Annotated in this window: 22 protein-coding genes and 2 pseudogenes; 10 read left to right on the forward strand and 14 right to left on the reverse strand. The window is 68.6% G+C overall.

Going from position 1 to position 20999, the window contains the following annotated elements; genetic code table 11:
- Nucleotides 1-10 precede the first annotated feature (10 nt).
- The 6 genes from BU28_RS0114080 to BU28_RS0114105 all read right to left on the reverse strand — a co-directional run bounded on the left by BU28_RS0114080 (nucleotide 11) and on the right by BU28_RS0114105 (nucleotide 5981).
- Complete coding sequence (locus tag BU28_RS0114080; RefSeq protein ID WP_028720055.1) at nucleotides 11-202, reverse strand: DUF2783 domain-containing protein; 192 nt, start codon at nucleotides 200-202, stop codon at nucleotides 11-13.
- A complete protein-coding gene (locus tag BU28_RS0114085) occupies nucleotides 190-1770 on the reverse strand; it encodes an FAD-dependent oxidoreductase (RefSeq protein ID WP_028720056.1) in 1581 nt (526 codons plus the stop codon). Before BU28_RS0114085 ends, BU28_RS0114080 begins: the two co-directional genes overlap by 13 nt.
- Before the next feature lie 24 nt (nucleotides 1771-1794).
- Entirely contained in the window at nucleotides 1795-2754 is a 960-nt protein-coding gene (locus BU28_RS0114090) for an MBL fold metallo-hydrolase (protein WP_028720057.1), read from the reverse strand.
- Between the two features lie 69 nt (nucleotides 2755-2823).
- The gene (locus BU28_RS0114095) at nucleotides 2824-3180 is read right to left on the reverse strand and encodes a cupin domain-containing protein (RefSeq protein WP_036762958.1); all 357 of its coding nucleotides are present in this window, start codon (nucleotides 3178-3180) and stop codon (nucleotides 2824-2826) included.
- Between the two features lie 22 nt (nucleotides 3181-3202).
- Complete coding sequence (locus BU28_RS0114100; RefSeq protein WP_198944927.1) at nucleotides 3203-4525, reverse strand: NAD(P)/FAD-dependent oxidoreductase; 1323 nt, start codon at nucleotides 4523-4525, stop codon at nucleotides 3203-3205.
- A 4-nt stretch (nucleotides 4526-4529) separates the two neighbouring features.
- Nucleotides 4530-5981, reverse strand: a complete 1452-nt coding sequence (locus tag BU28_RS0114105; protein WP_028720060.1) for an APC family permease — start codon at nucleotides 5979-5981, stop codon at nucleotides 4530-4532.
- Nucleotides 5982-6146: 165 nt separating this feature from the next.
- On the opposite strand from BU28_RS0114105, the gene BU28_RS0114110 reads away from it, so the two are divergent.
- Complete coding sequence (locus tag BU28_RS0114110; RefSeq protein WP_028720061.1) at nucleotides 6147-7184, forward strand: AraC family transcriptional regulator; 1038 nt, start codon at nucleotides 6147-6149, stop codon at nucleotides 7182-7184.
- A 119-nt stretch (nucleotides 7185-7303) separates the two neighbouring features.
- Nucleotides 7304-7747 (forward strand): MarR family winged helix-turn-helix transcriptional regulator, encoded by a 444-nt coding sequence (locus BU28_RS0114115; protein ID WP_028720062.1) that lies wholly within the window; start codon nucleotides 7304-7306, stop codon nucleotides 7745-7747.
- Here the strand turns inward: BU28_RS0114115 and BU28_RS0114120 are convergent.
- Nucleotides 7744-8193, reverse strand: coding sequence for a MarR family winged helix-turn-helix transcriptional regulator (locus BU28_RS0114120; RefSeq protein ID WP_312026481.1), 450 nt, complete (start codon nucleotides 8191-8193; stop codon nucleotides 7744-7746). The genes BU28_RS0114115 and BU28_RS0114120 overlap by 4 nt on opposite strands.
- A 117-nt stretch (nucleotides 8194-8310) precedes the next feature.
- Here BU28_RS0114120 and hmgA point away from each other — a divergent pair, with 117 nt between their 5' ends.
- The 3 genes from hmgA (at nucleotide 8311) to maiA (ending at nucleotide 11649) form a co-directional block, all read left to right on the forward strand.
- The gene (gene hmgA / locus BU28_RS0114125; RefSeq protein ID WP_028720064.1) at nucleotides 8311-9690 is read left to right on the forward strand and encodes a homogentisate 1,2-dioxygenase; all 1380 of its coding nucleotides are present in this window, start codon (nucleotides 8311-8313) and stop codon (nucleotides 9688-9690) included.
- A 106-nt stretch (nucleotides 9691-9796) separates the two neighbouring features.
- On the forward strand, nucleotides 9797-11002 hold the full coding sequence (fahA, locus tag BU28_RS0114130) for a fumarylacetoacetase (RefSeq protein ID WP_028720065.1): 1206 nt from the start codon (nucleotides 9797-9799) through the stop codon (nucleotides 11000-11002).
- Nucleotides 10999-11649: a maleylacetoacetate isomerase gene (maiA, locus tag BU28_RS23085; protein ID WP_036762960.1), complete on the forward strand. Its 651-nt coding sequence runs from the start codon at nucleotides 10999-11001 to the stop codon at nucleotides 11647-11649. The genes fahA and maiA overlap by 4 nt, the downstream gene beginning before the upstream one ends.
- Here the strand turns inward: maiA and BU28_RS26620 are convergent.
- The gene (locus tag BU28_RS26620) at nucleotides 11646-12335 is read right to left on the reverse strand and encodes a helix-turn-helix transcriptional regulator (RefSeq protein WP_028720066.1); all 690 of its coding nucleotides are present in this window, start codon (nucleotides 12333-12335) and stop codon (nucleotides 11646-11648) included. The two genes, maiA and BU28_RS26620, sit on opposite strands and share 4 nt — an antisense overlap.
- 203 nt (nucleotides 12336-12538) lie before the next feature.
- Here BU28_RS26620 and BU28_RS0114145 point away from each other — a divergent pair, with 203 nt between their 5' ends.
- The 5 genes from BU28_RS0114145 to BU28_RS0114165 all read left to right on the forward strand — a co-directional run bounded on the left by BU28_RS0114145 (nucleotide 12539) and on the right by BU28_RS0114165 (nucleotide 18837).
- Nucleotides 12539-13942, forward strand: a complete 1404-nt coding sequence (locus tag BU28_RS0114145) for a transaminase (RefSeq protein WP_051578205.1) — start codon at nucleotides 12539-12541, stop codon at nucleotides 13940-13942.
- 152 nt (nucleotides 13943-14094) lie between these two features.
- Nucleotides 14095-15042, forward strand: coding sequence for a helix-turn-helix domain-containing protein (locus BU28_RS26625; RefSeq protein ID WP_051578206.1), 948 nt, complete (start codon nucleotides 14095-14097; stop codon nucleotides 15040-15042).
- 111 nt (nucleotides 15043-15153) lie between these two features.
- A complete protein-coding gene (locus tag BU28_RS0114155; RefSeq protein WP_081791392.1) occupies nucleotides 15154-16083 on the forward strand; it encodes a SphA family protein in 930 nt (309 codons plus the stop codon).
- A 14-nt stretch (nucleotides 16084-16097) separates the two neighbouring features.
- On the forward strand, nucleotides 16098-17324 hold the full coding sequence (locus BU28_RS0114160; RefSeq protein ID WP_028720069.1) for an MFS transporter: 1227 nt from the start codon (nucleotides 16098-16100) through the stop codon (nucleotides 17322-17324).
- Between the two features lie 67 nt (nucleotides 17325-17391).
- Nucleotides 17392-18837 carry an amidase gene (locus BU28_RS0114165; protein WP_028720070.1) on the forward strand — a complete coding sequence of 482 codons (1446 nt, stop codon included), beginning with the start codon at nucleotides 17392-17394 and terminating at the stop codon, nucleotides 18835-18837.
- A 64-nt stretch (nucleotides 18838-18901) separates the two neighbouring features.
- Here the strand turns inward: BU28_RS0114165 and BU28_RS0114170 are convergent, their stop codons facing one another.
- From BU28_RS0114170 to BU28_RS0114185, 6 genes and pseudogenes are all read right to left on the reverse strand, one after another.
- Complete coding sequence (locus tag BU28_RS0114170; protein ID WP_028720071.1) at nucleotides 18902-19126, reverse strand: hypothetical protein; 225 nt, start codon at nucleotides 19124-19126, stop codon at nucleotides 18902-18904.
- 71 nt (nucleotides 19127-19197) lie between these two features.
- The gene (locus BU28_RS26380) at nucleotides 19198-19638 is read right to left on the reverse strand and encodes a recombinase zinc ribbon domain-containing protein (RefSeq protein ID WP_233144953.1); all 441 of its coding nucleotides are present in this window, start codon (nucleotides 19636-19638) and stop codon (nucleotides 19198-19200) included.
- A gap of 18 nt (nucleotides 19639-19656) precedes the next feature.
- A pseudogene (locus tag BU28_RS26385) lies at nucleotides 19657-19923 on the reverse strand (recombinase family protein); the annotation flags it as partial.
- Between the two features lie 12 nt (nucleotides 19924-19935).
- The gene (locus tag BU28_RS26390; protein WP_233144951.1) at nucleotides 19936-20514 is read right to left on the reverse strand and encodes a recombinase family protein; all 579 of its coding nucleotides are present in this window, start codon (nucleotides 20512-20514) and stop codon (nucleotides 19936-19938) included.
- Entirely contained in the window at nucleotides 20480-20728 is a 249-nt protein-coding gene (locus BU28_RS23100) for a hypothetical protein (protein ID WP_143809693.1), read from the reverse strand. Before BU28_RS23100 ends, BU28_RS26390 begins: the two co-directional genes overlap by 35 nt.
- A 75-nt stretch (nucleotides 20729-20803) precedes the next feature.
- Nucleotides 20804-20999: pseudogene (locus tag BU28_RS0114185) on the reverse strand (IS5/IS1182 family transposase); the annotation flags it as partial.

Consider the following 20999-nt stretch of genomic DNA (forward strand, 5'->3'; position numbering starts at 1 on the left):
GTTGCTTGGATCAGCGCGACCGCGCGGCGGCGATGGCGGCCAGCACCGCCTCGGGGTCGCCGACCTGGTTCATCAGGATCAGCACAAGGCGCGACCACAGCTTCAGGCTTTCGGCCTCGGACAGCCCGTCGTGCATGGCGACCAGTTCCTGATACAGGTCGTCATGCCGGGTCAGGTTCGGGGCAAGGTTCAGTGCAGGCATGATTGTCCTCCCTTGGCGCGGATCAGCGCAGCCTCGACGTCGGCGGCCGAGGCCGATTTCCAGCGCGCCGCAACATACTGATCGGGGCGCACCAGGACGGCGGCGCCGGGCGCAAGCTCCAGGCGCTCTGCGGCCAGCCCCTCGACCAGGACCAGCCGGACGCCCTGCGGCGGCGGCCGCTGCCATCCGGTCGCGATCAGCGTGAAATCGTCGCCCAGCGCGTCCAGCAGCCAGCCGTCCCGATGCGGCGCATCCAGCACCGGCGCGCCGGGGGCGACGCCACCCTGCCACAGGTCGCGGTCCGGGGTCGAAAGCCGGCTTGCGGGATAGGCGACCGGCGTCGAAAGCCGCCCGGAATTGACGAAGGGCCGGGCAAAGGCGTGATCCTGCGCCAGTTCCAGCACCGCATCGCGCAGGCCCTGGCTGGCCGCCGACTTCGGGGTCAGGAAATCGGTCGAGCGGGTCGAGTTCAGGATGTTTTCATCCGCCGTCGCCACCGCCTCGTCGTTATAGGTCTCGATCAGCGCCTCGTCGGCCTGGCCGCGCAGCACCAGGTCCAGCTTCCAGCCCAGGTTGTCGATGTCGGCAAAGCCGCCGTTGCAGCCCCGCGCCCCGAAGGGCGACACCAGATGCGCCGCGTCGCCGGCAAAGATCACCCGGCCATGCACGAAGCGCGCCATGCGCCGGCACTGGAAGGTATAGACCGAATACCATTCGCGCTGGAATTCCACGTCGTCGCCCAGCATGGCGCGGACATAGGGCTCGACGTTCTCGGGGCGGATCGCCGCCTCGCGGTCGATGTTCCAGCCGAGTTGAAAGTCCAGCCGCCAGACGTCGTCGGGCTGCTTGTGCATCAGGGCCGAACGGCCGGGATTGAAGGGCGGGTCGAACCAGAACCAGCGCTCGGACGGCATCTCGTGCTTCATGCGGATGTCGGCGATCAGGAAATTGTCCTCGAAGACGCGGCCCTCGAAATCCAGCCCCATCCTGTCGCGGACGGTCGAACGCGCGCCGTCGCAGGCGATCAGCCAGTCGGCCACCAGCTGATAGCCGGTCTCGGCCGTGCTGACCGACAGCTGCACGCCGTCGTTCAGCGGGGTCACGGCATCGACGCGATGGCCCCAGCGGATCTGGACATTCGGCAGCGCCCGGCAGCCGTCCAGAAGGTATTCCTCGATGTAATACTGCTGGATGTTGATGAAGCCGGGGCGCTTCTGGTCCTTCACCGACGCCATGTCGAACTGATAGATCGGCTGGTCGCCCGCGCCCCAGAACACCTTGCCGACGTTCCAGGTCACGCCCTTGTCCATCGTCGCGTCGCAGACGCCCAGGCGATCCAGGATGTCCAGCGAGCGCTTGGAAAAGCAGATCGCCTTGGAACAGTGCGCGACGAAATCCAGCCGGTTCAGCACCGTCACGGCATGGCCGCGCCGGCCCAGATCCAGCGCCATCGCCAGCCCGACGGGGCCGGCGCCGACGATCACCACCGGCGCCCGGTCCTGCGGCACCGCCGGCGCCGGGGTGGCGCCGATTTCCTTGTAGACGGGAATCCCCGCGATATTGGCCATGATCTCCTCCCCTTCCCCGTCGGATCAGCCCTGCAACTGCGCCCAGACCTCGCGGTCGCGCTCGGCGGTCCAGATGCGGGGATGCTCGATGCCTTCGAATTCGTCCCACAGCCGCTGCACGTCGAAGGGCAGGCAGTGTTCAAAGATCGGCCAGGCGCCGAATTCGGGGGCCAGCGCGTCGCGCGTCGCCTCGAACGCGGCCTTCAGGGTGCCGCCGGCCTTGTGGACGCGGCCGACATTCTCGATCATGTCGTTCAGGAACTTGCGGGTCTGTTCGACCGCCGCGTCGGTTTCCGCAACGCCGCGCGACACCGCGCCGCGCCCGCCGATCAGGTTCTCGGCCTGATAGGCCTTGACGTTGTCCAGCGTCTTGCCCGCCCAGTCGAAGTGATAGGCGTCGCCCGTGTAAAGCGCGGCCTTGGATTCGACCAGATCGCCCGCGAACAGCGTGCGGGTCTTGTCGTGCCAGACGACGATGTCGCCGCCGGTGTGCCCGCGGCCCAGAAAGCGCAACTCCAGCCTGCCGCGGTCGCCGCCCAGGTCGATGGCGTGGTCGGTCGCGAAGGTGACGGTCGGCCAGGTCAGGCCCGGCACCTCGTCGGCGTTCTTGGCCAGGCGCGGCATCCGGCCGAATTCGCTTTTCCAGTCCTGCTCGCCGCGCTCGGCCACCAGATCGCGCGAGGCCTCGGACATGATGATGTCGCCCGCGTCAAAGGCGCTGGCGCCCAGAACGCGCACCGCGTGGTAATGCGTCAGGATCAGATAGCGGACCGGCTTGTCGGTCTGCTGGCGCAGGATCTTCAGCCAGTCGCGGCTGGCGGCGGGGGTCGCGCGGCTTTCGATGGCGACCAGGAAATCCTCGCCCTCGACGGCGCCGACGTTCGGATCGCCCTCGGCGGTCAGGGCATAGACGCCCTCGCCCAGGATCTCCAGCGTGTCGGTCTTGGCGGCGGTGTCGGCGGATGATGCGAAAGCCTTGTTCATGGGGGCAGTCCTTGTCCAGTCATTCGGGGAAAGGGCGCCGGCCGGGCGGTTGCCGGCCGGCAGGGTCGCTCAGGCCACCGCCAGGTAGTTCTTGACGAAGCGGTCGCTGGTGATCTCCCACAGGACCGGCGTGCCCTTCCTGACGAACCAGGCGTCGCCGACGCCATAGCTGACGGCCTCGCCGGTCGCTTCGTTGGTCAGGGTCACGCTGCCCTCGACCACCACGGAGTGCTCGTCGAAGGGATAGGTCATGCGGAACTTGCCCCGCGTCGCCCCGAACCAGGCGCAGCTGACCGGGTCGGTCGGGGCACCGTGGATCATCCGGCCCATGCATTGCACGTCGCCCTCCAGCACCTCGGAACCGAGGTTCGTGACGCTGCCCCAGGGTTCCAGCTCGGGGACGGTGGTGTCGATCTTGATGGTCATGATGGTCTCCGTAAGGGTTGGTTCAGCGCCGGCCGTTGAAATAGCCGGAAAGTTGGTGCCAGCATTTCGCGGCGGTGGTGACGGCGGGGCGCGCATGATCGGTCCCGAGGATCGAGACATGCGGGATGCGGGCCATCAGGTCGTAGCGGGCGGACCCCTCGCTCATCCCCTCGGCCAGGACCTTGCAGACGATGTGGCTGGGGGTGACGCCGAACCCCGAATAGCCCTGCACATAGAAGGCGTTCGGCCGGCCGGACAGGGTGCCGATCTGCGGGAACAGGTTCGCCGAACAGGCCATCGGCCCGCCCCAGGCCATGTCGATCCTGACATCGCGCAGATAGGGGAAGGTCTTCAGCATCAGGGCCCGGTTCCAGCCCGCCAGATCCTGCGGGATGCGATCGACCACCCGCGTGGCCGAGCCATAGAGCAGCCGGTTCTCGGTGGTGACGCGGTAATAGTCGATCACGGGGCGAATGTCGGAATAGGCCCCCCGGATCGGGCTGATGCGGGCGATCAGGTCGTCGGGCAGCACCTCGGTCGCGATCTGGAACGCATAGGTGTTGATGGTCTTGCCCGCGATCTCGGGCTCCATCCGGTTCAGGAACCCGTCGCAGGCCCAAAGGAGCTTCTGCGCCCTGACGCTGCCGGCATTGGTGCGCACGGTGATGCGCTCGCCGTATTCGACCGAGACGGCGGGCGAGTTTTCAAAGATGCGGGCACCGTGGCCGGCCAGGGCCTGCGCCTCGCCCAGCAGCAGGTTCAGCGAATGGACATGGCCGCCGCCCATGTGCTTGATCGCGCCGGCATAGACGTCCGAGCCGACGATCCGGCGCACCGCCGGACCTTCCAGCAGCTCGATGTCCTCGTCGGGATCGACGGCGCAGAATTCGTCGAACCAGCTCCGCAGCGTCGTCATCTGGCGCTGGTTATAGGCCAGATAGCCGTAGCCGCGGCAGAAATCGGCATCGATGCCATAGCGGGCCACGCGGTCGCGGATGACGCCGGCACCCAGGTTCGCGATCTTGAACAGGGTTTCCATTCCGCCGGGGCCGACGTGCTTTTTCACCGCGTTCAGGTCGTGGCCGATGCCGGCCATGACCTGCCCGCCGTTGCGGCCGGTGCCGCCATAGCCCAGGTGCCGCCCCTCCAGCACCACGATGTTGGTGATGCCCTTCTCGGCCAGTTCCAGCGCGGTGTTGATGCCGGAAAAGCCGCCGCCGATCACCACCACATCGGCGTCCAGGTCCTGGGTCAGGCGCGGAAAGCTCAGGTCGTATTTGCGGGTGGCGGTGTAGTAGTTCAGCGCATCCAGATGGCGCATGACCTTGGGATCAAGCACGGACATGGGATCAGACCTCGGAAATGGCCGTGTTCAGGGCCGCATAAAGCGCGGGCCGGCGGGTGCGAAGGAAGGCGGCATAGCCGGCGCCCAGCAGCCCGAACGCGGCCACGATGAAGGGGAAGGACCAGATGATCAGGCTGTCGGACCCGGCCAGCAGCGGCAGGTTCGCGATGACCAGCGCCATGCCGGCGCCAAGGCCCGCCAGCGCCAGGCCGGGTGCCACGGCCCGCGTCCACAGCCCGGGCGGATCGGGCAGCCGGCGGAACCAGGCGATGATCGCCACGCTGACCATGATCTGCACCGCCAGGATGCCGATCACCGCGATGGCCGAGGTCCAGGAGAACACCACCGCATAGGCATCGACGCCCGACACCACCGCCCCCAGCAGCAAGGCCAGCGCGATCACGCTTTGCGCCCGGCCCGCGACATGGGGCGAGCCGTGGCGTTCGTGGACCAGACCCAAGCTGCGGGGCAGCAGCCCGTCGCGGCCCAGTGCATAGAAATAGCGGTTGATGGTGTTGTGAAACGACAGGCCCGAGGCGAACAGGCTGACGATCAGCAGCAGTTCGATCACCTTGACCGACCAGCCGCCCAGAACGTCGGCGGCGGCGTTGAAGAACAGCGTCTCCAGCCCGGCCTCGGCCGCCGCCCGGATGTTGGCGGGACCGTAATACTGGGTGATCGACCAGGTCGAGAAGGCATAGAAGCCCGCGATCAGCGCCACCGCGGCAAAAGTCGCGCGGGGGATGGTGCGGTGCGGGTTCTCGGCCTCTTCGGAAAAGATCGCGGTCGCCTCGAAGCCCATGAAGGAGGCGATGACGAAAACCAGCGCCGCGCCCAGGCCCGGCGCCAGCACGGTCGCCGGCGCGAACGAGGTCAGGGTGATGCCCTGAGGCCCGCCGCCGCCAAGCACGATGCCCATGTCCAGAAGGAACAGGATGGCGATCTCGGCCAGCATGCACAGGCCCAGGACCCGGCCCGAAAAGGCGATGTTGCGCGCACCGCACAGCCAGATCACCGCCATGACGACCATGATCGGCACCCACCAGGGCACGGTCAGCCCCAGCCCCGCCAAGGCCCCCGACACGAAGATGCCGAACAGCGTATAGGCCGCAAGCTGGATCGCCTTGTAGGTCAGCAGCGCGATCGCGGCCGCCGCCACCCCCGCCGGTCGGCCCAGGCCCCGCGAGATATAGGAATAGAACCCACCGGCCGACCCTGCATGGCGCGCCATGGCGGTGAAGCCGACCGAAAAGACCAGATAGAGCAGCCCGACCAGCAGATAGACCCCGGGTACGCCCGCGCCATTGCCGAAGGCGAAGGCCGCGGGCGAGGCGCCGACGACCGAGGCCAGCGGCGCGGCCGCCGCCACGACGAAAAAGACGATATGCGTGGTTCCGATGGAATTGCGGGCAAGGCCCGCGCGATGCGGGGTGCCCGCGGATGCGGATTGCGACATGATGGTTTCGTTTCCCTGAAGGGCCCGCAGCTATTGGGTGCCGCGTGGCAATCGTTGCATATGAAATGAACGATACGCCGTGCGCTCGGATGCAAAAATTGCGAAACGCGCCAAGAATCCGATAGAATGCGCCAAGGATGGCCTAAGACAGGGGGGGGTGATGCCATGCTGACGGGTCCGATGCCGATGATCCGCGTGTCCTCGCTTGCCCCGGTGCTGCACGCGCTGGACAGGCGCGACCAGGACGGCCCCGCCGAGCTGGGCAAGGCCGGGCGGGTCGCCACGCTGCTGTCCCGCCACCTGCTGAGCCGCGAGACCGTGGCCGATGCCTATGCCGAGATTCCGCTGCCCCGCTATGTGGCGCTGCTGGAGGATGCGGCAGAGCTTGCCGAGGACCCGTTTCTGTGCGCGCGGGTCGGGACCCGCTTTCGCCCCGCCGACCTGGGGCCCGTCGGCCTGATCTTTGCGGCCTCGGCCACGCTGCGGCGCGGGCTGGAACGGCTGGCGCGCAACCTGGCCAGTTGGCAGGACGGAACCACGATCCGGCTCGAGACGGACCGGGACAGCGTGATCTGGACCTATCGCATCGCCATGTCCGACATCGGGCCGCACCGGCAGGACAGCGAATACACGCTGGCCGCTACCCTGGCCCTGGCCCGGGACGTGTTCGGCGCCGCGGGCCGGCCGCAGGAAATCCACGTCGAACATGACGCACCGCCCGGCGCGGCCGGGCTGACCCGCATCCTGGGGCTGCGTCCCAGTTTCGGCCAGTCGGCGAACCGCCTGATCTTTGCACGCGCCACGGCCGAGCGCGCGGTGCGCAGCGAGGACGCGGGGCTGATGGCCGTGCTTTTGCGCCATGTCGAGGACCTGCGGCGGCCGGCGACGGCGGGCGATCTGGTGACGCGGGTGCGCGGGCTGATCGCGCTGCATCTGGGGCAGCGCCCGGTCACGCTGGCGCTGATCGCGGCGGAGCTGAACCTGTCGACGCGCAGCCTGCAGCGCAGGCTGGCCGAGGCCGGCACGGCGCTGCGCCCCCTGGTCCTGCAGGCACGGCTGGACATGGCGCAAAGCCAGCTGCGCGAAGGGCGCATCCCGAATGCCGAGATCGCCCGCCGGCTCGGCTATGCCGACAGCACCGCGCTGTGGCGGGCCTTCAAGACTGCGACCGGCACGTCCCCCCGGGCGCAGCGCGACCGCTGACCCCCCCGCGCGGCCCCGGCGCGACCAAGGGACGCAGGGACCGGTGCAACCGCCGCTTGCCGCTTGAAATCGGGCGTCGGACGGGCGATTGTTGCATCTGAAACAATCATGGATGACGCATGCGGATCGAAGGTTTCCTGCCCTATCGGCTGGCCGTGGTGGCCGAGGCGCTGTCGCGCCAGCTGGGTGCGGTCTATGGCGGCGAACACGGGCTGACGCGCGAGGAATGGCGGCTGCTGTTCCTGATCGAGGACGCAGGCCGGATCGATTCGCTGCAACTGGCGGGCCGGACCTCGCTGGACAAGGTGCAAGTCAGCCGCGCGGCCTCGCGGCTCGAGGACAAGGGCCTGATCCTGCGCCGCATTCCGGCCGGGGACCGGCGCCTGCGGGAATATGCCATCACCGAGGCCGGGCAGGCCCTGTTCCGCGAGGTCTTCGGCGCGGTCGAGGCCAAGGCCGGCGCCATCTTCATGGCCATGCCCAGCGAGGACCGCGCCGCGCTGGAGAAAGGCATCGGCGCATTGGGAGAGGCGATCCGGCAGATCGGCGATCCGGCGCGCTAGGCGCGGTTCATCAGCCGCCCCAAGGTCCGGGACAGCTGCGGCCCGTCCTCGCCCAGTTCCCGCATCAGGTCGGCCTGGAAGGTTTCGGCGATCCGGCCCAGCCGCTCCATCAGCGCCCGGCCCTGGTCGGTCAGGTCCAGCGCGACAAGCCGCTGGTCGCTGTCGTCGCTGGACTTGCGCAGCAGCCCCGCCTGTTCAAGCCGGCTGGCGGCGCGGCTGACGACGGACTTGTCCAGGTTCACCCGGGCGTTGATGTCGCGCACGCTGACCGGGCCCGATTGTGACAGATGCGCCAGAACGCGCCATTCGGGAATGGTCAGCCCGGCCTCGGCCTCGTACAGGGCCGCGAATCGGCGGCTGACCTGGCTGGCTGCCACGGCCAGCCGATAGGGCAGGAAGTCGTCCAGTTCAAAGGCCATCGCGGTTCTCTCCTGATCCCAAAGCATCAGAAATTCATTGCATCCGCAATAAAAAACCCGACGCGCGCAGTCGCCCGTTGACATCGTTGCTGGTGCAACGGTAATTTCATTGCAACAGCAACGATCCATCGGGGAGGAGCCCGCATGACATCCCACGCCCTGCCGAAAGGCATGATCCGCGCCGCGACCGCCACAGGCACCGCCGAGGGCTACATGCCCGGTTTCGGCAACGACTTCGAGACCGAGGCCTTGCCGGGCGCCCTGCCCCAGGGCCAGAACTCGCCCCAGAAATGCGCATACGGGCTTTATGCCGAACAGCTGTCGGGCACGGCCTTCACCGCGCCCCGCGGCAAGAACGAACGGACCTGGTGCTATCGCATCCGCCCCTCGGTCCATCACACCGGGCGGTTCAAGCCGGTAGACGTGCCCTATTGGAAGACCGCCCCGAACATCCTGCCGCACGACCCGAACCGGCAGAACATCATGTCGCTGGGCCAGTATCGCTGGGACCCGATCCCGGTGCCCGACCAGGACCTGACCTGGATCACCGGGATGCGCACCATCACCACGGCGGGCGACGTGAACATCCAGGTCGGCATGGCCAGCCACGTCTATCTGGTCACGAGGTCCATGCAGGACGAGTATTTCTTTTCCGCAGACAGCGAACTGCTGATCGTTCCCCAGGAAGGCAAGCTGCGTTTCTGCACCGAACTGGGCGTGATCGACCTGGAACCGAAGGAGATCGGCATCATCCCGCGCGGCCTCGTCTATCGGGTCGAGGTGCTGGAAGGCCCATGCCGCGGCTTCGTCTGCGAGAACTACGGCCAGAAGTTCGAACTGCCCGGACGCGGCCCGATCGGCGCGAACTGCATGGCGAACACCCGCGACTTCAAGTGCCCCGTCGCGGCCTTCGAGGATCGCGAGACCCGCTCGCGCGTGGTCGTCAAGTGGTGCGGCCAGTTCCACGAGACCTGGATCGGCCATTCGCCGCTGGATATCGTCGCCTGGCACGGCAATTACTGCGCCTACAAATACGACCTGCGCACCTATTCGCCGATCGGCGCGATCCTGTTCGACCATCCCGACCCGTCGATCTTTACCGTGCTGACCGCGCCTTCGGGGCAGGAGGGGACGGCGAACATCGACTTCGTGCTGTTCCGCGAGCGGTGGATGGTGGCCGAGCACAGCTTCCGCCCGCCGTGGTATCACAAGAACATCATGTCCGAGCTGATGGGCAACATCTACGGCGTCTACGATGCCAAGCCCCAGGGCTTTGCGCCAGGCGGCATCAGCCTGCACAACTGCATGCTGCCGCACGGTCCCGACCGCAACGCCTTCGAGGGCGCGAGCAATGCCGAGCTGAAGCCCGAGAAGCTTGACGAGACCATGTCCTTCATGTTCGAGACCCGCTTTCCCCAGCACCTGACCGAATTCGCCGCCCGCGAGGCGCCGATGCAGGAGGAATACATCGAGGTCTGGGACCGGCTGGAGAAGAAGTTCGACGGCACGCCCGGCGTGAAGTGACCCAAGGCGGGGGGCCGTCTGCCCCCCGGCGCCTGCCCGCCCCCTCGACGGGGGCAGGCAGGCGCTCCCCCCGAGGATATTTTCCCAAGAAAGAAGGAGGCTGCGCATGGCCTTGCTGCGGTCGAGAATCGAGAGCGCCAATCAGCCGGATTGTGCCTTTCCCCTGAACAACCTGCCCTATGGCGTCTTTTCGACGGCAGGCGAGGCGCCGCGCTGCGGGGTGGCCATCGGCGACATGATCCTGGACCTGGCGGGTTGCGAGGCGCGCGGCCTGCTGGATGCGGGCGGCACCTTCGCGGAGCCGCAGTTGAACGGCTTCATGGCGCTGGGCCGGGCGCGCTGGGACGCGGTACGGGCGCGGCTGACCGCGTTGCTGGCCGAGGGCGCCGAGGGCGACCTGCCGCTGGTCGCTATGGACGATGCGCGGATGCACCTGCCGATCCGGGTGACGGAATACACCGACTTCTATGCCTCGCGGAACCATGCCTTCAACGTGGGCGTGCTGTTCCGGGGGCCCGAGAACGCGCTGCCGCCGCAATGGACGCATATGCCGATCGGCTATAACGGGCGGGCGTCCTCGGTCGTGGTCTCGGGCACGCCGATCCGCCGTCCCATGGGGCAGCTGAAGGGCGAGACCGGCCCGGAATGGGCGCCCTGCCGCCGGCTGGATCTGGAGCTTGAGCTGGGCGCCGTCGTCGGCGCGGACAGCACCATGGGCCAGCGCGTCGGCGTCGAGCAGGCCGAGGCGATGATCTTTGGCTATGTGCTGCTGAACGACTGGTCGGCGCGCGACGTGCAAGCCTGGGAATACCAGCCGCTAGGACCGTTCCAGTCCAAGGCGCTGGGGACCACCATCGGCGCCTGGGTGGTGACGCAGGCCGCGCTGGAGCCGTTCCGCAGCCCCGGCGCCGAGCGGCTGAACCCCCTGCTGCCCTATCTGGCCGAGGAACGGCCCGGCCTTTACGACCTGGACATCGGCTGGACCATGAACGGGCAGGTCATGGGCCGGACCAATTACACCGTGATGTATTATTCCAGCGCCCAGCAACTGGCGCATCACACCAGTTCGGGCTGTCCGATGCGGGTGGGCGACCTTTTGGGTTCGGGCACCATCAGCGGGCCCGCGCCCGACCAGACCGGCGCGCTGCTGGAGATGACCCAGGGCGGCAAGACCCCGGTCACGGTCAACGGCGCGCCCCGCACCTTCATCGAGGATGGCGACGAGATCGCGCTGTTCGCCGAGGCGCGGGGCGAGGGCTATCGCATCGGCTTCGGCCCCTGCACCGGCACCGTCCTGCCGGCCGAAGCATGACGGTTGTGCTGCACGACTACTGGCGCTCATCCGCGTCCTATCGGGTGCGGATCGCGCTGGAGCTGAAGGGGATCGCGCATGACCGTGCGGCGGTCGATCTGGTGGCGGGCGCGCAGCGCGACCATGCCCATCTGGCGCTGAGCCCGCAGGGGCTGGTCCCGGTGCTGGAGATCGACGGGCTGCGCCTGACCCAGTCGCTGGCGATCATCGAATACCTGGACGAGACCCGCCCCGGCCCCCCGCTGCTGCCCGCAGACGCGGCGGGCCGCGCCCGCGTCCGCGCCCTGTCCCAGGCCATCGCCTGCGAGATCCACCCGCTGGCCAACCTGCGCGTGCTGAAGCGGGTCGAGGCGCTGGCCGGGTCCGAGGCCCGCGCGGCCTGGAACCGCGACACCATCGCCGTGGGGCTGGAGGCGGTCGAGGCGCTGCTGGCCCAGGGTCCCGCCGGCCGCTTCTGCCACGGCGACCAGCCGGGCATGGCCGACTGCACCCTGATCCCGCAGCTTTACAACGCCACGCGATGGGGCATGGCCTTTGGCCACCTGCCCCGCATCACCGCCGTCGCGGAACGCTGCGCCGGCCTGCCCGCCTTTCAGAAGGCCCATCCCGAGCATCAGCCGTCCCCGTCCCTGGAAGCCGGCGGCTAGGACAGCAGCGCCGGGCGCGGCGGCTCGCCCGCGGCCAGCAGCAGGGCGGCGGCCTGGGTACGGTTGTCGGTCCCCAGCTTGTCGAAGATGTGGATCACATGGGTTTTCACGGTGGCCAGGCTGATCGCCAGCGCCGCCGCGATTTCCGGGTTCGACCGCCCGCAGCACAGCAGCTGCGCCACCTCGCGTTCGCGCGCCGTCAGGGTCGCGGCGGGGTGGCAAGCGGGGGCCGGCACCGCCTGGCCCAGGTTGTATTCCATATAGCCATGCGCCGCGCGCAGCGCGTCCCGCATCGTGCGGGCGCGGTCGGTCCGCTTGCTCCAGGCCAGGCCCATGCCGGCAAAGGGGCGGCCGTCCCTGCAGAACAGGAACTCGACCATCTCGCCCAGGCCGAAGCGGTGCAGGAAGGCGCGATAGGCGGCCGGATCGCCCGCGCCGTCCTGGTCGTCCAGCGCCAGGACCGGCTGGCGCGCCCGGACCAGCCGCGGCACGCTGAGCGGATCGACCGCCTGCATCCGCGCCAGATACAGCGCGTGGAAATCCGCATCGACATTGCGCAGGCGAAAGTCCAGCGGCCGGTCGGCGTCGATCCAGTAGAAGGACGCGAAGGCGCTGCCGAACAGCTCCGCCGCGAATTCCAGCGCGCGCGCGGCCTGGGCGTCGCGGGACTGGCCGGAATGATCCATCGCTTCCCCCCCTTTCGCGACAGCCGGTGCTGGCCGTCCATCATCCGCGAAATGTGCCGCCGCGCAATAAAAATTCCCGTGCAGGCGCGGAAAGGCCCGGCCGGATCAACCGATCGGCCGATGGCGGGCCCGGGCCCCTTTGCGCAGAAAGACCGGGACGAAACCCCTCCGCCGGGACCGGCGGCAACGCAAAAGGCAGAACAATGGATTTCCCGACAGGACGCGCCCCTTCCCACGCCATCCCCACCGCCCGCCTGGCCCGGATCCGCGCCCGCGAGGAGGCGCGCTTTGCCGAGACCCACCCCAGGGCCCGCGCGCTGCACGACCGCGCGCTGGCGGTCATGCCGCATGGCGTGCCGCTGCACTGGATGGGCCAATGGGGCACGCCCTTTCCGATCCATGCCGAAAGCGCCGACAAGGCCCGGCTGACGGATGTGGACGGCCATACCTATGTCGATTTCAACCTGGGCGATTCGGCGGCCTTTTTCGGCCATGCCAATCCGGTGATCGCGCAAACCGTGGCGCGCGAGGTCACCGGGCGCGGCACGTCCTTCATGCTGCCGACCGAGGACGCCATCGCCATGTCCGAGAACCTGGGCGCCCGCTTCGGCCTGCCGCTGTGGCAGGTGGCGACCTCGGCGACCGAGGCGAACCGCTATGCGCTGCGCATCGCGCGGATGCTGACCGGGCGGGCCAAGGTGCTGGTCTTCAACGGCAAGTTCCACGGCTCGGTCGACGACACCCAGGTCGAACTGGAGCAGGGCCGCATGGTCGTCCACCAGGGCGTGATCGCGAACGGCCTGGACCTGGACCGCACCACCGTCGCGGTCGAGTTCAACGACATCCCGGCGCTGGAGCGCGCGCTGGCCGCGGGCGACGTGGCCGCCGTCCTGACCGAGCCGCACATGACCAACATCGGCATGATCCCCGCCGCGCCGGGCTTTCACGACGCGCTGCGCCGCCTGACGCGCGACACCGGCACGCTGCTGATCGTGGACGAGACGCACACCATCTGCATGGGCCCGCGCGGCGGCACGGGCGAGCTGGGGCTGGAGCCCGACATGCTGGTCCTGGGCAAGGTGCTGGCCGGCGGCATCCCCAGCGCCGTCTATGGCATGACCGAGGCCGTGGGCCGCGCGCTCGAGGACCTGACGCCCGGATCCTCGATCAACCATTACGGCTTTGGCGGCACGCTGGCCGCCAATGCGCTGTCGATCCGCACCATCCGCCGCACGCTGGAGGAGGTCGCGACCGAGGAGAACTTCGCCGCCATGATCGCCGTCGCGACCGCGCTGGAACAGGCCATTGCCCGCCAGATCGCCGCGCATGACCTGCCCTGGCATGTCAGCCGCATGGGCGCGCGGGTCGAATACCTGTATCGCCCCGACGTGCCGGTGAACGGCAGCCAGGCCCGTGCCGCGCGCCATGACGACATCGAGCAGCTGAGCCACCTGTATTTCGCCAATCGCGGCGTGCTGGTCAGCCCGTTCCACAACATGGCGCTGATCTCTCCGTTCACCACGCTGGAGGACGTGGCGCGCTACGAGGCCGTCTTTGCCGAGATGCTGGGCGAATACACCGCCCAGGCCGCATCCTCGGCCGCCTGAGCGGTCCTCCCCCCGGCTCGGGCAGACCGCCCGCCACCATGGCGGGCGGTTCCTTGCATTTGCAACGATCTCAACCGATCGGTTGATTGCGCCGGATGCCCGTCCTGCCCCAGGATCGTCCGGCCAGGGTGACACAGGGGAGGGCTTGTCCGGTGCAGCAGTTTCAACCGTTCGCGCATGTCCCGCAGTCCTTCGCGGTCGAGGAGGTCCAGGCGACCCTGCCCGGCTGCACGCAGGAATTCTTCCAGATCATGCCGGGCAAGCTGGATTACCGGCTGACGCGGCTGGAATACCCGAACCTGCGGCTGTTTCGCGAACGCACCAACAAGACGCTGCTGAAACGCGCGGCGCAGGGGGGCGATCTGCTGTTCTTCAGCCTGCCCGCCCGGTCCGAGGGCGCCTGCCGCGTGGCGGGCCATGCCTTTGCCCATCATGTCGGGCTGATGACCGACGCCCGCCAGCCGATGGAGCTGATCACGCCTGCATCGATGGAGCTGCTGTATCTGGTCTTCGACCGGCGCTGGTTCGCGCTGCACGCCATCCAGCAGGGCCTTCCCGGCCTGACCGAGCGGCTGCGCGGCCAGGCGGCCTTTGCCCTGCCCCAGGACGGGCTGGCGCGCTTCGTCGCCCGGCTGACCGCGCTGTTCGACGCCCGGCCCGCCGCCGCGCCGGACCAGGCGGCCGAAATGGCGATCCTGCGGCCCTTCCTGCGCCTTCTGGCCAGTTCGCAGCGCATCGAGCATCTGGCCGAGACGCGCAGCAAGCGCATGGTGGACAGCGCCCGCGACCTGTTCCTGCTGGACCGGGCCGAGGCGCCGCGCCTGTCCGCCGTCGCCGCCGAACTGGGCATCAGCCGGCGCTATCTGCAAAGCTGCTTCCAGGATTCGGTCGGCATGACCGCAACCGAGCTTTTGCGCGCGGAACGGCTGAACCAGGTGCGGGGTCGGCTGATCGCCGGCCGGCAGGCGGCACGCCCGGTCTCGATCGGCGACGTGGCCGCCGATTGCGGCTTCTGGCATCTCAGCCGCTTTGCCGGCGATTACCGCAAGCTGTTCGGCGAACTGCCGTCCGAGACGCTGGGACCGCGCCGGGCCGCCTGACCTTTTCGGGCCAGCGGCCCCTGCGGGTTCCCAATTCGGATAACGGCCCGCCGATTCGCCTTGTTACCGTCCTGTCATCTGGATCGCACAAGAAACCCAGGAGAAACAGGGATGACACAGGACTCACGCGCCTTCGGGCGCGCGCTGCGGCTTGCCGCCGCCATGCTGCTGGCCGCCACCGCCGCCCACGCCGTCGAAGGCGGCGCCACCATCACGCCCTTCGGCGTGACGGATTTCGGCGCGGGCATGCTGCCGCCGCCGACGCCCGGGGGCACCTGGGGGCTGCGCCTGGCGCATTACGGATCGGACAGCCTTCGGGACGCCAGCGGCGATACGCTGGACAACGACTTCGACATCTCGGTCCAGACCTATGGCCTGGCCTACCTGCGGATGACGGAGCACGAGATCTGGGGCGCCAAATACGGCTTCGGCGCGGTGATCCCCTTCATGAACATCGACGGCCAGGTGACGGTGCCCACGCCCGCCGGCCCGCTGGGGCTGGCCGGTTCGGACCTGGCGCTGGGCGACATCCAGCTTTTGCCGGTGATGCTGCAATGGGCGGCGCCGCCGAACCTGTTCGTCAGCGCCATGCTGCAGATCCAGGCGCCGACCGGGGCCTATGACGTCAGCGAGCCCTTCAACGTCGGCACCAACCACTGGACCATCTCGCCCATGATCGGGCTGACCTGGATCAGCGACGGCGGGTTCGAGATCTCGACCCAGGCCATGCTGAACGTCAACACCGAAAACCCCGACACCGACTATACCAGCGGCATCGAATGGAAGCAGGAATTCGCCGTCGGCCAGCATGTCGGCCACTGGACCATCGGCGCGGGCGGCTATGTCTATCAGCAGCTCAGCGACGACGACGGGCCGGGCGCCGGCGACGGCAACCGGGCGCGGGTCTATGCGGTGGGACCGGCCGTCAGCTTCCTGAAGCCGGGCCTGCCCACGCTGTCCCTGCACGCCTACAAGGAATTCGGCGCGCGAAACCGGGCCGAGGGCGTGAACATCGCGCTCCGCTCGGCGATCAGCTTCTGACGGGGGAACGCGCCATGACCGATTTCGCGCAGCCCTTGCGGCAGGCCACCGCCAGGCAGGGGCTGGTCATCCAGCTGGCCAGCAGCCTGACCATCATGGGCGCGGTGATGATCGCGCCGATGATCCCAGCGATGATCGCCGAATTCGCCCCCGCCCACCCCCGCGCGGGCGACCTGGTGCCGCTGATCGCCACCGGCCCGGCGCTGGCCATCGCGCTGTTCGCGCCGCTGGCGGGCTGGCTGGCCGACCAGGCCGGGCGCAAGCGGATGCTGATGGCGGGGACGCTGGCCTATGCGGGCTTCGGCGTGCTGCCGGCCTTTCTGCACGATCTGCACCTGATCCTGGTCTCGCGCCTGCTGTTCGGCTGCGCCGAGGCGATCATCATGACCTGCTGCGCCACGCTGATCGCCGATTACTGGCCGCCGGCCGAGCGCGCCCGCTATGTCACCCGCCAGGTGGTGACCATCGGCATCGTCGGCGCGCTGTTCTTCGTCATCGGCGGGGTGGTCGGCGCTGGGTCGTGGCGGGCGCCGTTCTATCTGTACCTGCTGCCGCTCTTGCTGCTGCCCGCGATGGCGGCGCTGCTGTGGGAACCCGACCGCCGCCGCGAGGAAGCGGGCGGGGCCCAGGCCCCCGCGACGGGCATCGCCCTGCCGCTGGTGCTGTCCTATGGGCTGGTCTTCCTGGGGATGCTGACCTCGTTCGTGGTGCCGGTCATGGCGCCGGTGCTGCTGGTGGGGATCGGCGTCACCTCGACCGGGATGATCGGCCTGGCCAGCGGGCTGGGCCTGCTGGCGACGCTGGCGGGGTCGCTGGCCTGGCCCCTTGCGCGCCGCCGGCTGGGCACGCTGGGCGTCAACGCGCTGCTGCTGGCGGCGATGGCCCTGGGCCTTTACCTGCTGGCCCATGCCCAAAGCTATGCGGGCGTGGTGACGGCGGTGCTGATCCACGGCTTTGGCGGCGGTTTCCTGGTCGCCAATGCCTCGCTGCCGCTGATGCTGCGGCTGCCGGCGCGGCTGCGGGCCCTGGGCATGGGCGGCTTTACCGCCGCGCTGTATCTGGGCCAGTTCGCCAACCCCATCGTCATCATCGCCATCGCCGGACCGCTGGGCGGGATGCCGCCGGGCCTGCCTGCGGCGATCACCCTCTGGGCCGGGGCGATGGCACTGCTGGCTGCGGGATGCGCGGCGGTCGCCGCACTGCGGCCCGCGCCCCGGCCCCTGCCCCTGGACGGCGCCTGATCCGGGTGCCCGACCCTTCCCGAAACTGCGGCCCGTCCCGGCGGGCCGCGCCAGCGAAAGTCTCATCATGAATGTCAATGTGAACGCAACCGCACCCTGGCTGGACGCCATCGCCCTGGCCGACCAGATCGCGCGGCGCGACCGCACCCCCGCCGAAGTTCTGGACGAGGCGATCGGCCGCGCCGAAAAGGTGAACCCGACGCTGAACGCCCTGTCCGAGGCGCTGTTCGACCAGGCCCGCGCGGCCGCGGCGCAGATCGTGCCGGGAGCCGCGCCGCTGGCCGGCGTGCCCACGCTGGTCAAGGACCTGTTCGCGCCGCTGGCCGGCGCGCGGATGACCAACGGCTCGCTGACCTGCCGCGAGGCCGTCGCCCGCCATGACGCCGAGGTGGTGGCCCGGCTGAAGCGCGCCGGAACGGTGATCTTCGGCACCACCACCTCGCCCGAGTTCGGCAGTTCCTACACCACGGAATCGCGGCTGTTCGGCGCCACCCGCAACCCCTGGAACCCCGAACGCAGCGCCGGAGGATCGAGCGGCGGGGCGGCGGCGATGGTCGCGGCGCGGGTGGTGCCCTTTGCGCATGGCAACGACGGCGGCGGGTCGCTGCGGGTTCCGGCCTCGGCCTGCGGGGTGTTCGGGCTGAAGCCCACGCGCGGCCGGGTGCCGATGGGGCCCGACGTGGGCGAGGGCTGGGCCGGCATGGGCACGAACCATGTCATCTCGGTCTCGGTCCGCGACAGCGCGCTGGCGCTGGACATGCTGGCCGGGGCCGATGCCGGGGCGCCCTATGCCGCGCCCCATGACGAGGCGCGCTTCCTGTCCGCGCTAGCTGAGCGCCCGCAGGGCCTGCGCATCGGCCTGGTCACGGCGCTTGCGCCCTGGGACAGCGATCCCCTGTGCATCGCGGCCGCCCGCGACGCCGCCGCGCTTTGCGAAGATCTGGGCCACCGCGTCGAGGAGACCGCCCTGCCCGTCGATGCGCCCGCCCTGCTGGACAGCATCTTCACCATCATCGGCGCCCAGACCCGCCATCTGGTTGACACCATCGCCCGCCAGTCCGGCCACCCGGTGGACGAGACCCGGCTGGACCCGGTGCAGGTCCTGATCCTGCGCGACAAGGGCGGGGTCAGCGGCGCCGAATACGCGGGCGCGGTCGATGCGATCCACGCCCTGGGGCGGCGGATGGCGGCGCTGTTTCAGGATTACGACCTGCTGCTGATGCCGACCACCGCCAAGCCCGCCCCGCCCATCGGCGCGCTGCGGGTGGAGACCGGGGCAAGCCTCGCGCAGTATATCGAACTGTCGCACAGCTATTCGCCCTTCACCGCGATCTTCAACGCCAGCGGCCAGCCGGCCATGTCGGTGCCGCTGTTCTGGACGCCGGACGGCTTGCCCATCGGCGCCCATTTCGCCGCACCCTTCGGCGCGAAACGGCGCCTGTTCGCGCTGGCCGCGCAGCTTGAAGAGGCACGGCCCTGGGCAGGACGCCTGCCGCCCGTCTGCGCGCTGTAAGACGGGCCGGGGTTGCGTCCGGCCGGTCGCGCGGCCGGACGCGCGCCTGGGTCCGGGGCCGAGCTTATCCGCCCGTTGCGGTTCCGACCGGCGGCAGGGGCGCGGCGTGCCGACGGCCCAGCCCTGTCGCCTGAAGGATCAGCGCCGGCGCGGCCGCGACCAGGACCAGCAGGACCTGCAGGCCCGTCTCGCCGGCGCCGGCAAAGACCGCGAACATCAGGGGCGGGCCGGCCAGCATGCCGATGTTGTTGATCTGGTTGACCACCGCGTTCGGGTGAACGTCCGGCATGTCTACAGGCGCCTCTTCCAACCGGGCGATGATCTCGGCCTTCTGGCGTTCCAGCTCAGCCGTCCGTGCCTTTATCGCGGCTGATACATGCCCTCCTCGATGGCCGCGAATATCCCAGCGATAGCGCGCTCAATCTTTGCCAGCGCGCGGCGCTGGTGGTTCAGCCTGTTGGTTTCCTCGACATAGGCGCGCACCGCCTCGTCGACTGCTTGCGCCGAGACCAGCTTGTCCTGCAATCCGATCAGCACCCGCGCCTCCAGCTTCTCGCGCAGGATGGTGCGGTTGTTGGTGCAGGTGCCACGCCGATGATGATTGAGGCAGCCGAACCTGCCGGAGAGGACCATGCCGACCTTTCCGCCACAACAGCCGCAGCTCAGAAGACCTGACAGAAGCGAGGCCGGCTGGTTCCCCAGATGCAGCCGCGCCACCCTGCCCTCCCGTCTGTCAGCGCCGTAGGCTTCGGCGATCCGCTTCTGGCGTTCGCGCACCGCCTCCCAGAGAGCGTCGTCCACGATGCGCAGATGCGGAACCTCGGTCCGGATCCATTGGACCTCCGGGTTCGGACGCGAAACGCGCTTGCCGGTGCTTTGATCCTTGACGAAACGCAGGCGGTTTCAGACCAGCACGCCAACATAAAGCTCATTGTTCATGACACCGGTGCCACGCGTCCGGTGCCCCCTAATGCTGCTGTCGCCCCAAGTCCGGCCGAGAGGATCAGGAATGCTCTCCCGGTTCAGATCAACGGCAATGGCCTTGGGGCTCTTGCCAGAAGCAAACTCGCGGAAAATGCGACGCACAATCTCGCCTCCTCAGGGATGATTTCCCGGTCGCCCCCGGATCGGCTCGCCATTGTCGTCCAGTTTCTTCAGCACCCGGGAGCCGTAGCAAAGACCGCCGCCCGCCTTACCTTTTTCCACCCTGCCCCGCAGCCCACGATGGGTTTTCATGGCAAGATCCTTCAGAAACAGCGCGTTCATCGTGCCCTTGAGGCCGACGTGCAACTCGCTGATCTCGCCCTCGGCCAGAGTGACGATGGTGATGCCCGCGAATTTCAGCTGTTTGAAGAGCGTGGCGACGTCCGCCTGATCGCGGCTGATCCGGTCCAGCGCCTCAGCCAGCAGGATATTGAACTCGCCGTGCAGGGCATCGCGCATCAGCCGCTGGATGCCGGGCCGCAGGATGGCGCTGGCCCCCGAGATCGCCGCGTCCTCGTAGGAGCCGACGATCTGCCACCGCTCCCGTCCCGCATGTTCCCGGCAGAGTCGGAACTGATCCTCGATGGACGCCTCGCTCTGCTTGTCGTCGGAATAGCGGGCATCGAGTGCGGCGCTTGTAATGGCAGTCTCCGTTTGGTCAGTCCTTGTCCTCTGTAACCGGCCCTGCCTCATCGCGGGCCGGTGGCGTATTGTCATTGCCGGCGCACATGGCCTTGTCGTAATCTTCGCGCGCCATCCGCCTGCCGATCAGCCGTGCAATGGTCAGCACCACCTCGTCCAGCCGCTGAGTAACATCGGTCTCGGTGCCCGCATCCTGCTCGTTGGGCGGACGATTGGCGTTCGCCGGCATCTCTCCAGCTCGCCCCGGTGAGCCGTTCCTCTTCATGTCCTTCCCCTCTATTCGATGGGAAATGACATGAAACGACGTGGTTTCCTCTCCGCCAAACGCTAGAGTCAGGGCTCACAACCCATAGATGACGGTTGCGGCGAGAGCGCAGGCTGAGAGGAACAGGATCGGGCAGCGGTCGTATCGGATTGCGATCCGCCGCCAATCCTTGAGGTGTGCGAACATGTTCTCGATCCGGTGACGCAGGCGATAGATGCTGGCGTCGTGCGGGATCGGGGCCTTGCGGCCGGTGCGGGAGGGGATGCACGGC

This window comes from Paracoccus yeei ATCC BAA-599 (genome assembly GCF_000622145.1).
Taxonomy (GTDB): Bacteria; Pseudomonadota; Alphaproteobacteria; order Rhodobacterales; family Rhodobacteraceae; genus Paracoccus; species Paracoccus yeei.

Excerpts from the sequence above, each read along its gene's own strand:
- BU28_RS0114080 (WP_028720055.1), bottom strand. The coding sequence starts at position 202 with ATGCCTGCACTGAACCTTGCCCCGAACCTGACCCGGCATGACGACCTG.
- BU28_RS0114085 (WP_028720056.1), bottom strand. The coding sequence starts at position 1,770 with ATGGCCAATATCGCGGGGATTCCCGTCTACAAGGAAATCGGCGCCACC.
- BU28_RS0114090 (WP_028720057.1), bottom strand. The coding sequence starts at position 2,754 with ATGAACAAGGCTTTCGCATCATCCGCCGACACCGCCGCCAAGACCGAC.
- BU28_RS0114095 (WP_036762958.1), bottom strand. The coding sequence starts at position 3,180 with ATGACCATCAAGATCGACACCACCGTCCCCGAGCTGGAACCCTGGGGC.
- BU28_RS0114100 (WP_198944927.1), bottom strand. The coding sequence starts at position 4,525 with ATGTCCGTGCTTGATCCCAAGGTCATGCGCCATCTGGATGCGCTGAAC.
- BU28_RS0114105 (WP_028720060.1), bottom strand. The coding sequence starts at position 5,981 with ATGTCGCAATCCGCATCCGCGGGCACCCCGCATCGCGCGGGCCTTGCC.
- BU28_RS0114110 (WP_028720061.1), top strand. The coding sequence starts at position 6,147 with ATGCTGACGGGTCCGATGCCGATGATCCGCGTGTCCTCGCTTGCCCCG.
- BU28_RS0114115 (WP_028720062.1), top strand. The coding sequence starts at position 7,304 with ATGCGGATCGAAGGTTTCCTGCCCTATCGGCTGGCCGTGGTGGCCGAG.
- BU28_RS0114120 (WP_312026481.1), bottom strand. The coding sequence starts at position 8,193 with ATGCTTTGGGATCAGGAGAGAACCGCGATGGCCTTTGAACTGGACGAC.
- hmgA (WP_028720064.1), top strand. The coding sequence starts at position 8,311 with ATGACATCCCACGCCCTGCCGAAAGGCATGATCCGCGCCGCGACCGCC.
- fahA (WP_028720065.1), top strand. The coding sequence starts at position 9,797 with ATGGCCTTGCTGCGGTCGAGAATCGAGAGCGCCAATCAGCCGGATTGT.
- maiA (WP_036762960.1), top strand. The coding sequence starts at position 10,999 with ATGACGGTTGTGCTGCACGACTACTGGCGCTCATCCGCGTCCTATCGG.
- BU28_RS26620 (WP_028720066.1), bottom strand. The coding sequence starts at position 12,335 with ATGGATCATTCCGGCCAGTCCCGCGACGCCCAGGCCGCGCGCGCGCTG.
- BU28_RS0114145 (WP_051578205.1), top strand. The coding sequence starts at position 12,539 with ATGGATTTCCCGACAGGACGCGCCCCTTCCCACGCCATCCCCACCGCC.
- BU28_RS0114155 (WP_081791392.1), top strand. The coding sequence starts at position 15,154 with ATGACACAGGACTCACGCGCCTTCGGGCGCGCGCTGCGGCTTGCCGCC.
- BU28_RS0114160 (WP_028720069.1), top strand. The coding sequence starts at position 16,098 with ATGACCGATTTCGCGCAGCCCTTGCGGCAGGCCACCGCCAGGCAGGGG.
- BU28_RS0114165 (WP_028720070.1), top strand. The coding sequence starts at position 17,392 with ATGAATGTCAATGTGAACGCAACCGCACCCTGGCTGGACGCCATCGCC.
- BU28_RS0114170 (WP_028720071.1), bottom strand. The coding sequence starts at position 19,126 with ATGCCGGACGTTCACCCGAACGCGGTGGTCAACCAGATCAACAACATC.
- BU28_RS26390 (WP_233144951.1), bottom strand. The coding sequence starts at position 20,514 with ATGAGGCAGGGCCGGTTACAGAGGACAAGGACTGACCAAACGGAGACT.
- BU28_RS23100 (WP_143809693.1), bottom strand. The coding sequence starts at position 20,728 with ATGAAGAGGAACGGCTCACCGGGGCGAGCTGGAGAGATGCCGGCGAAC.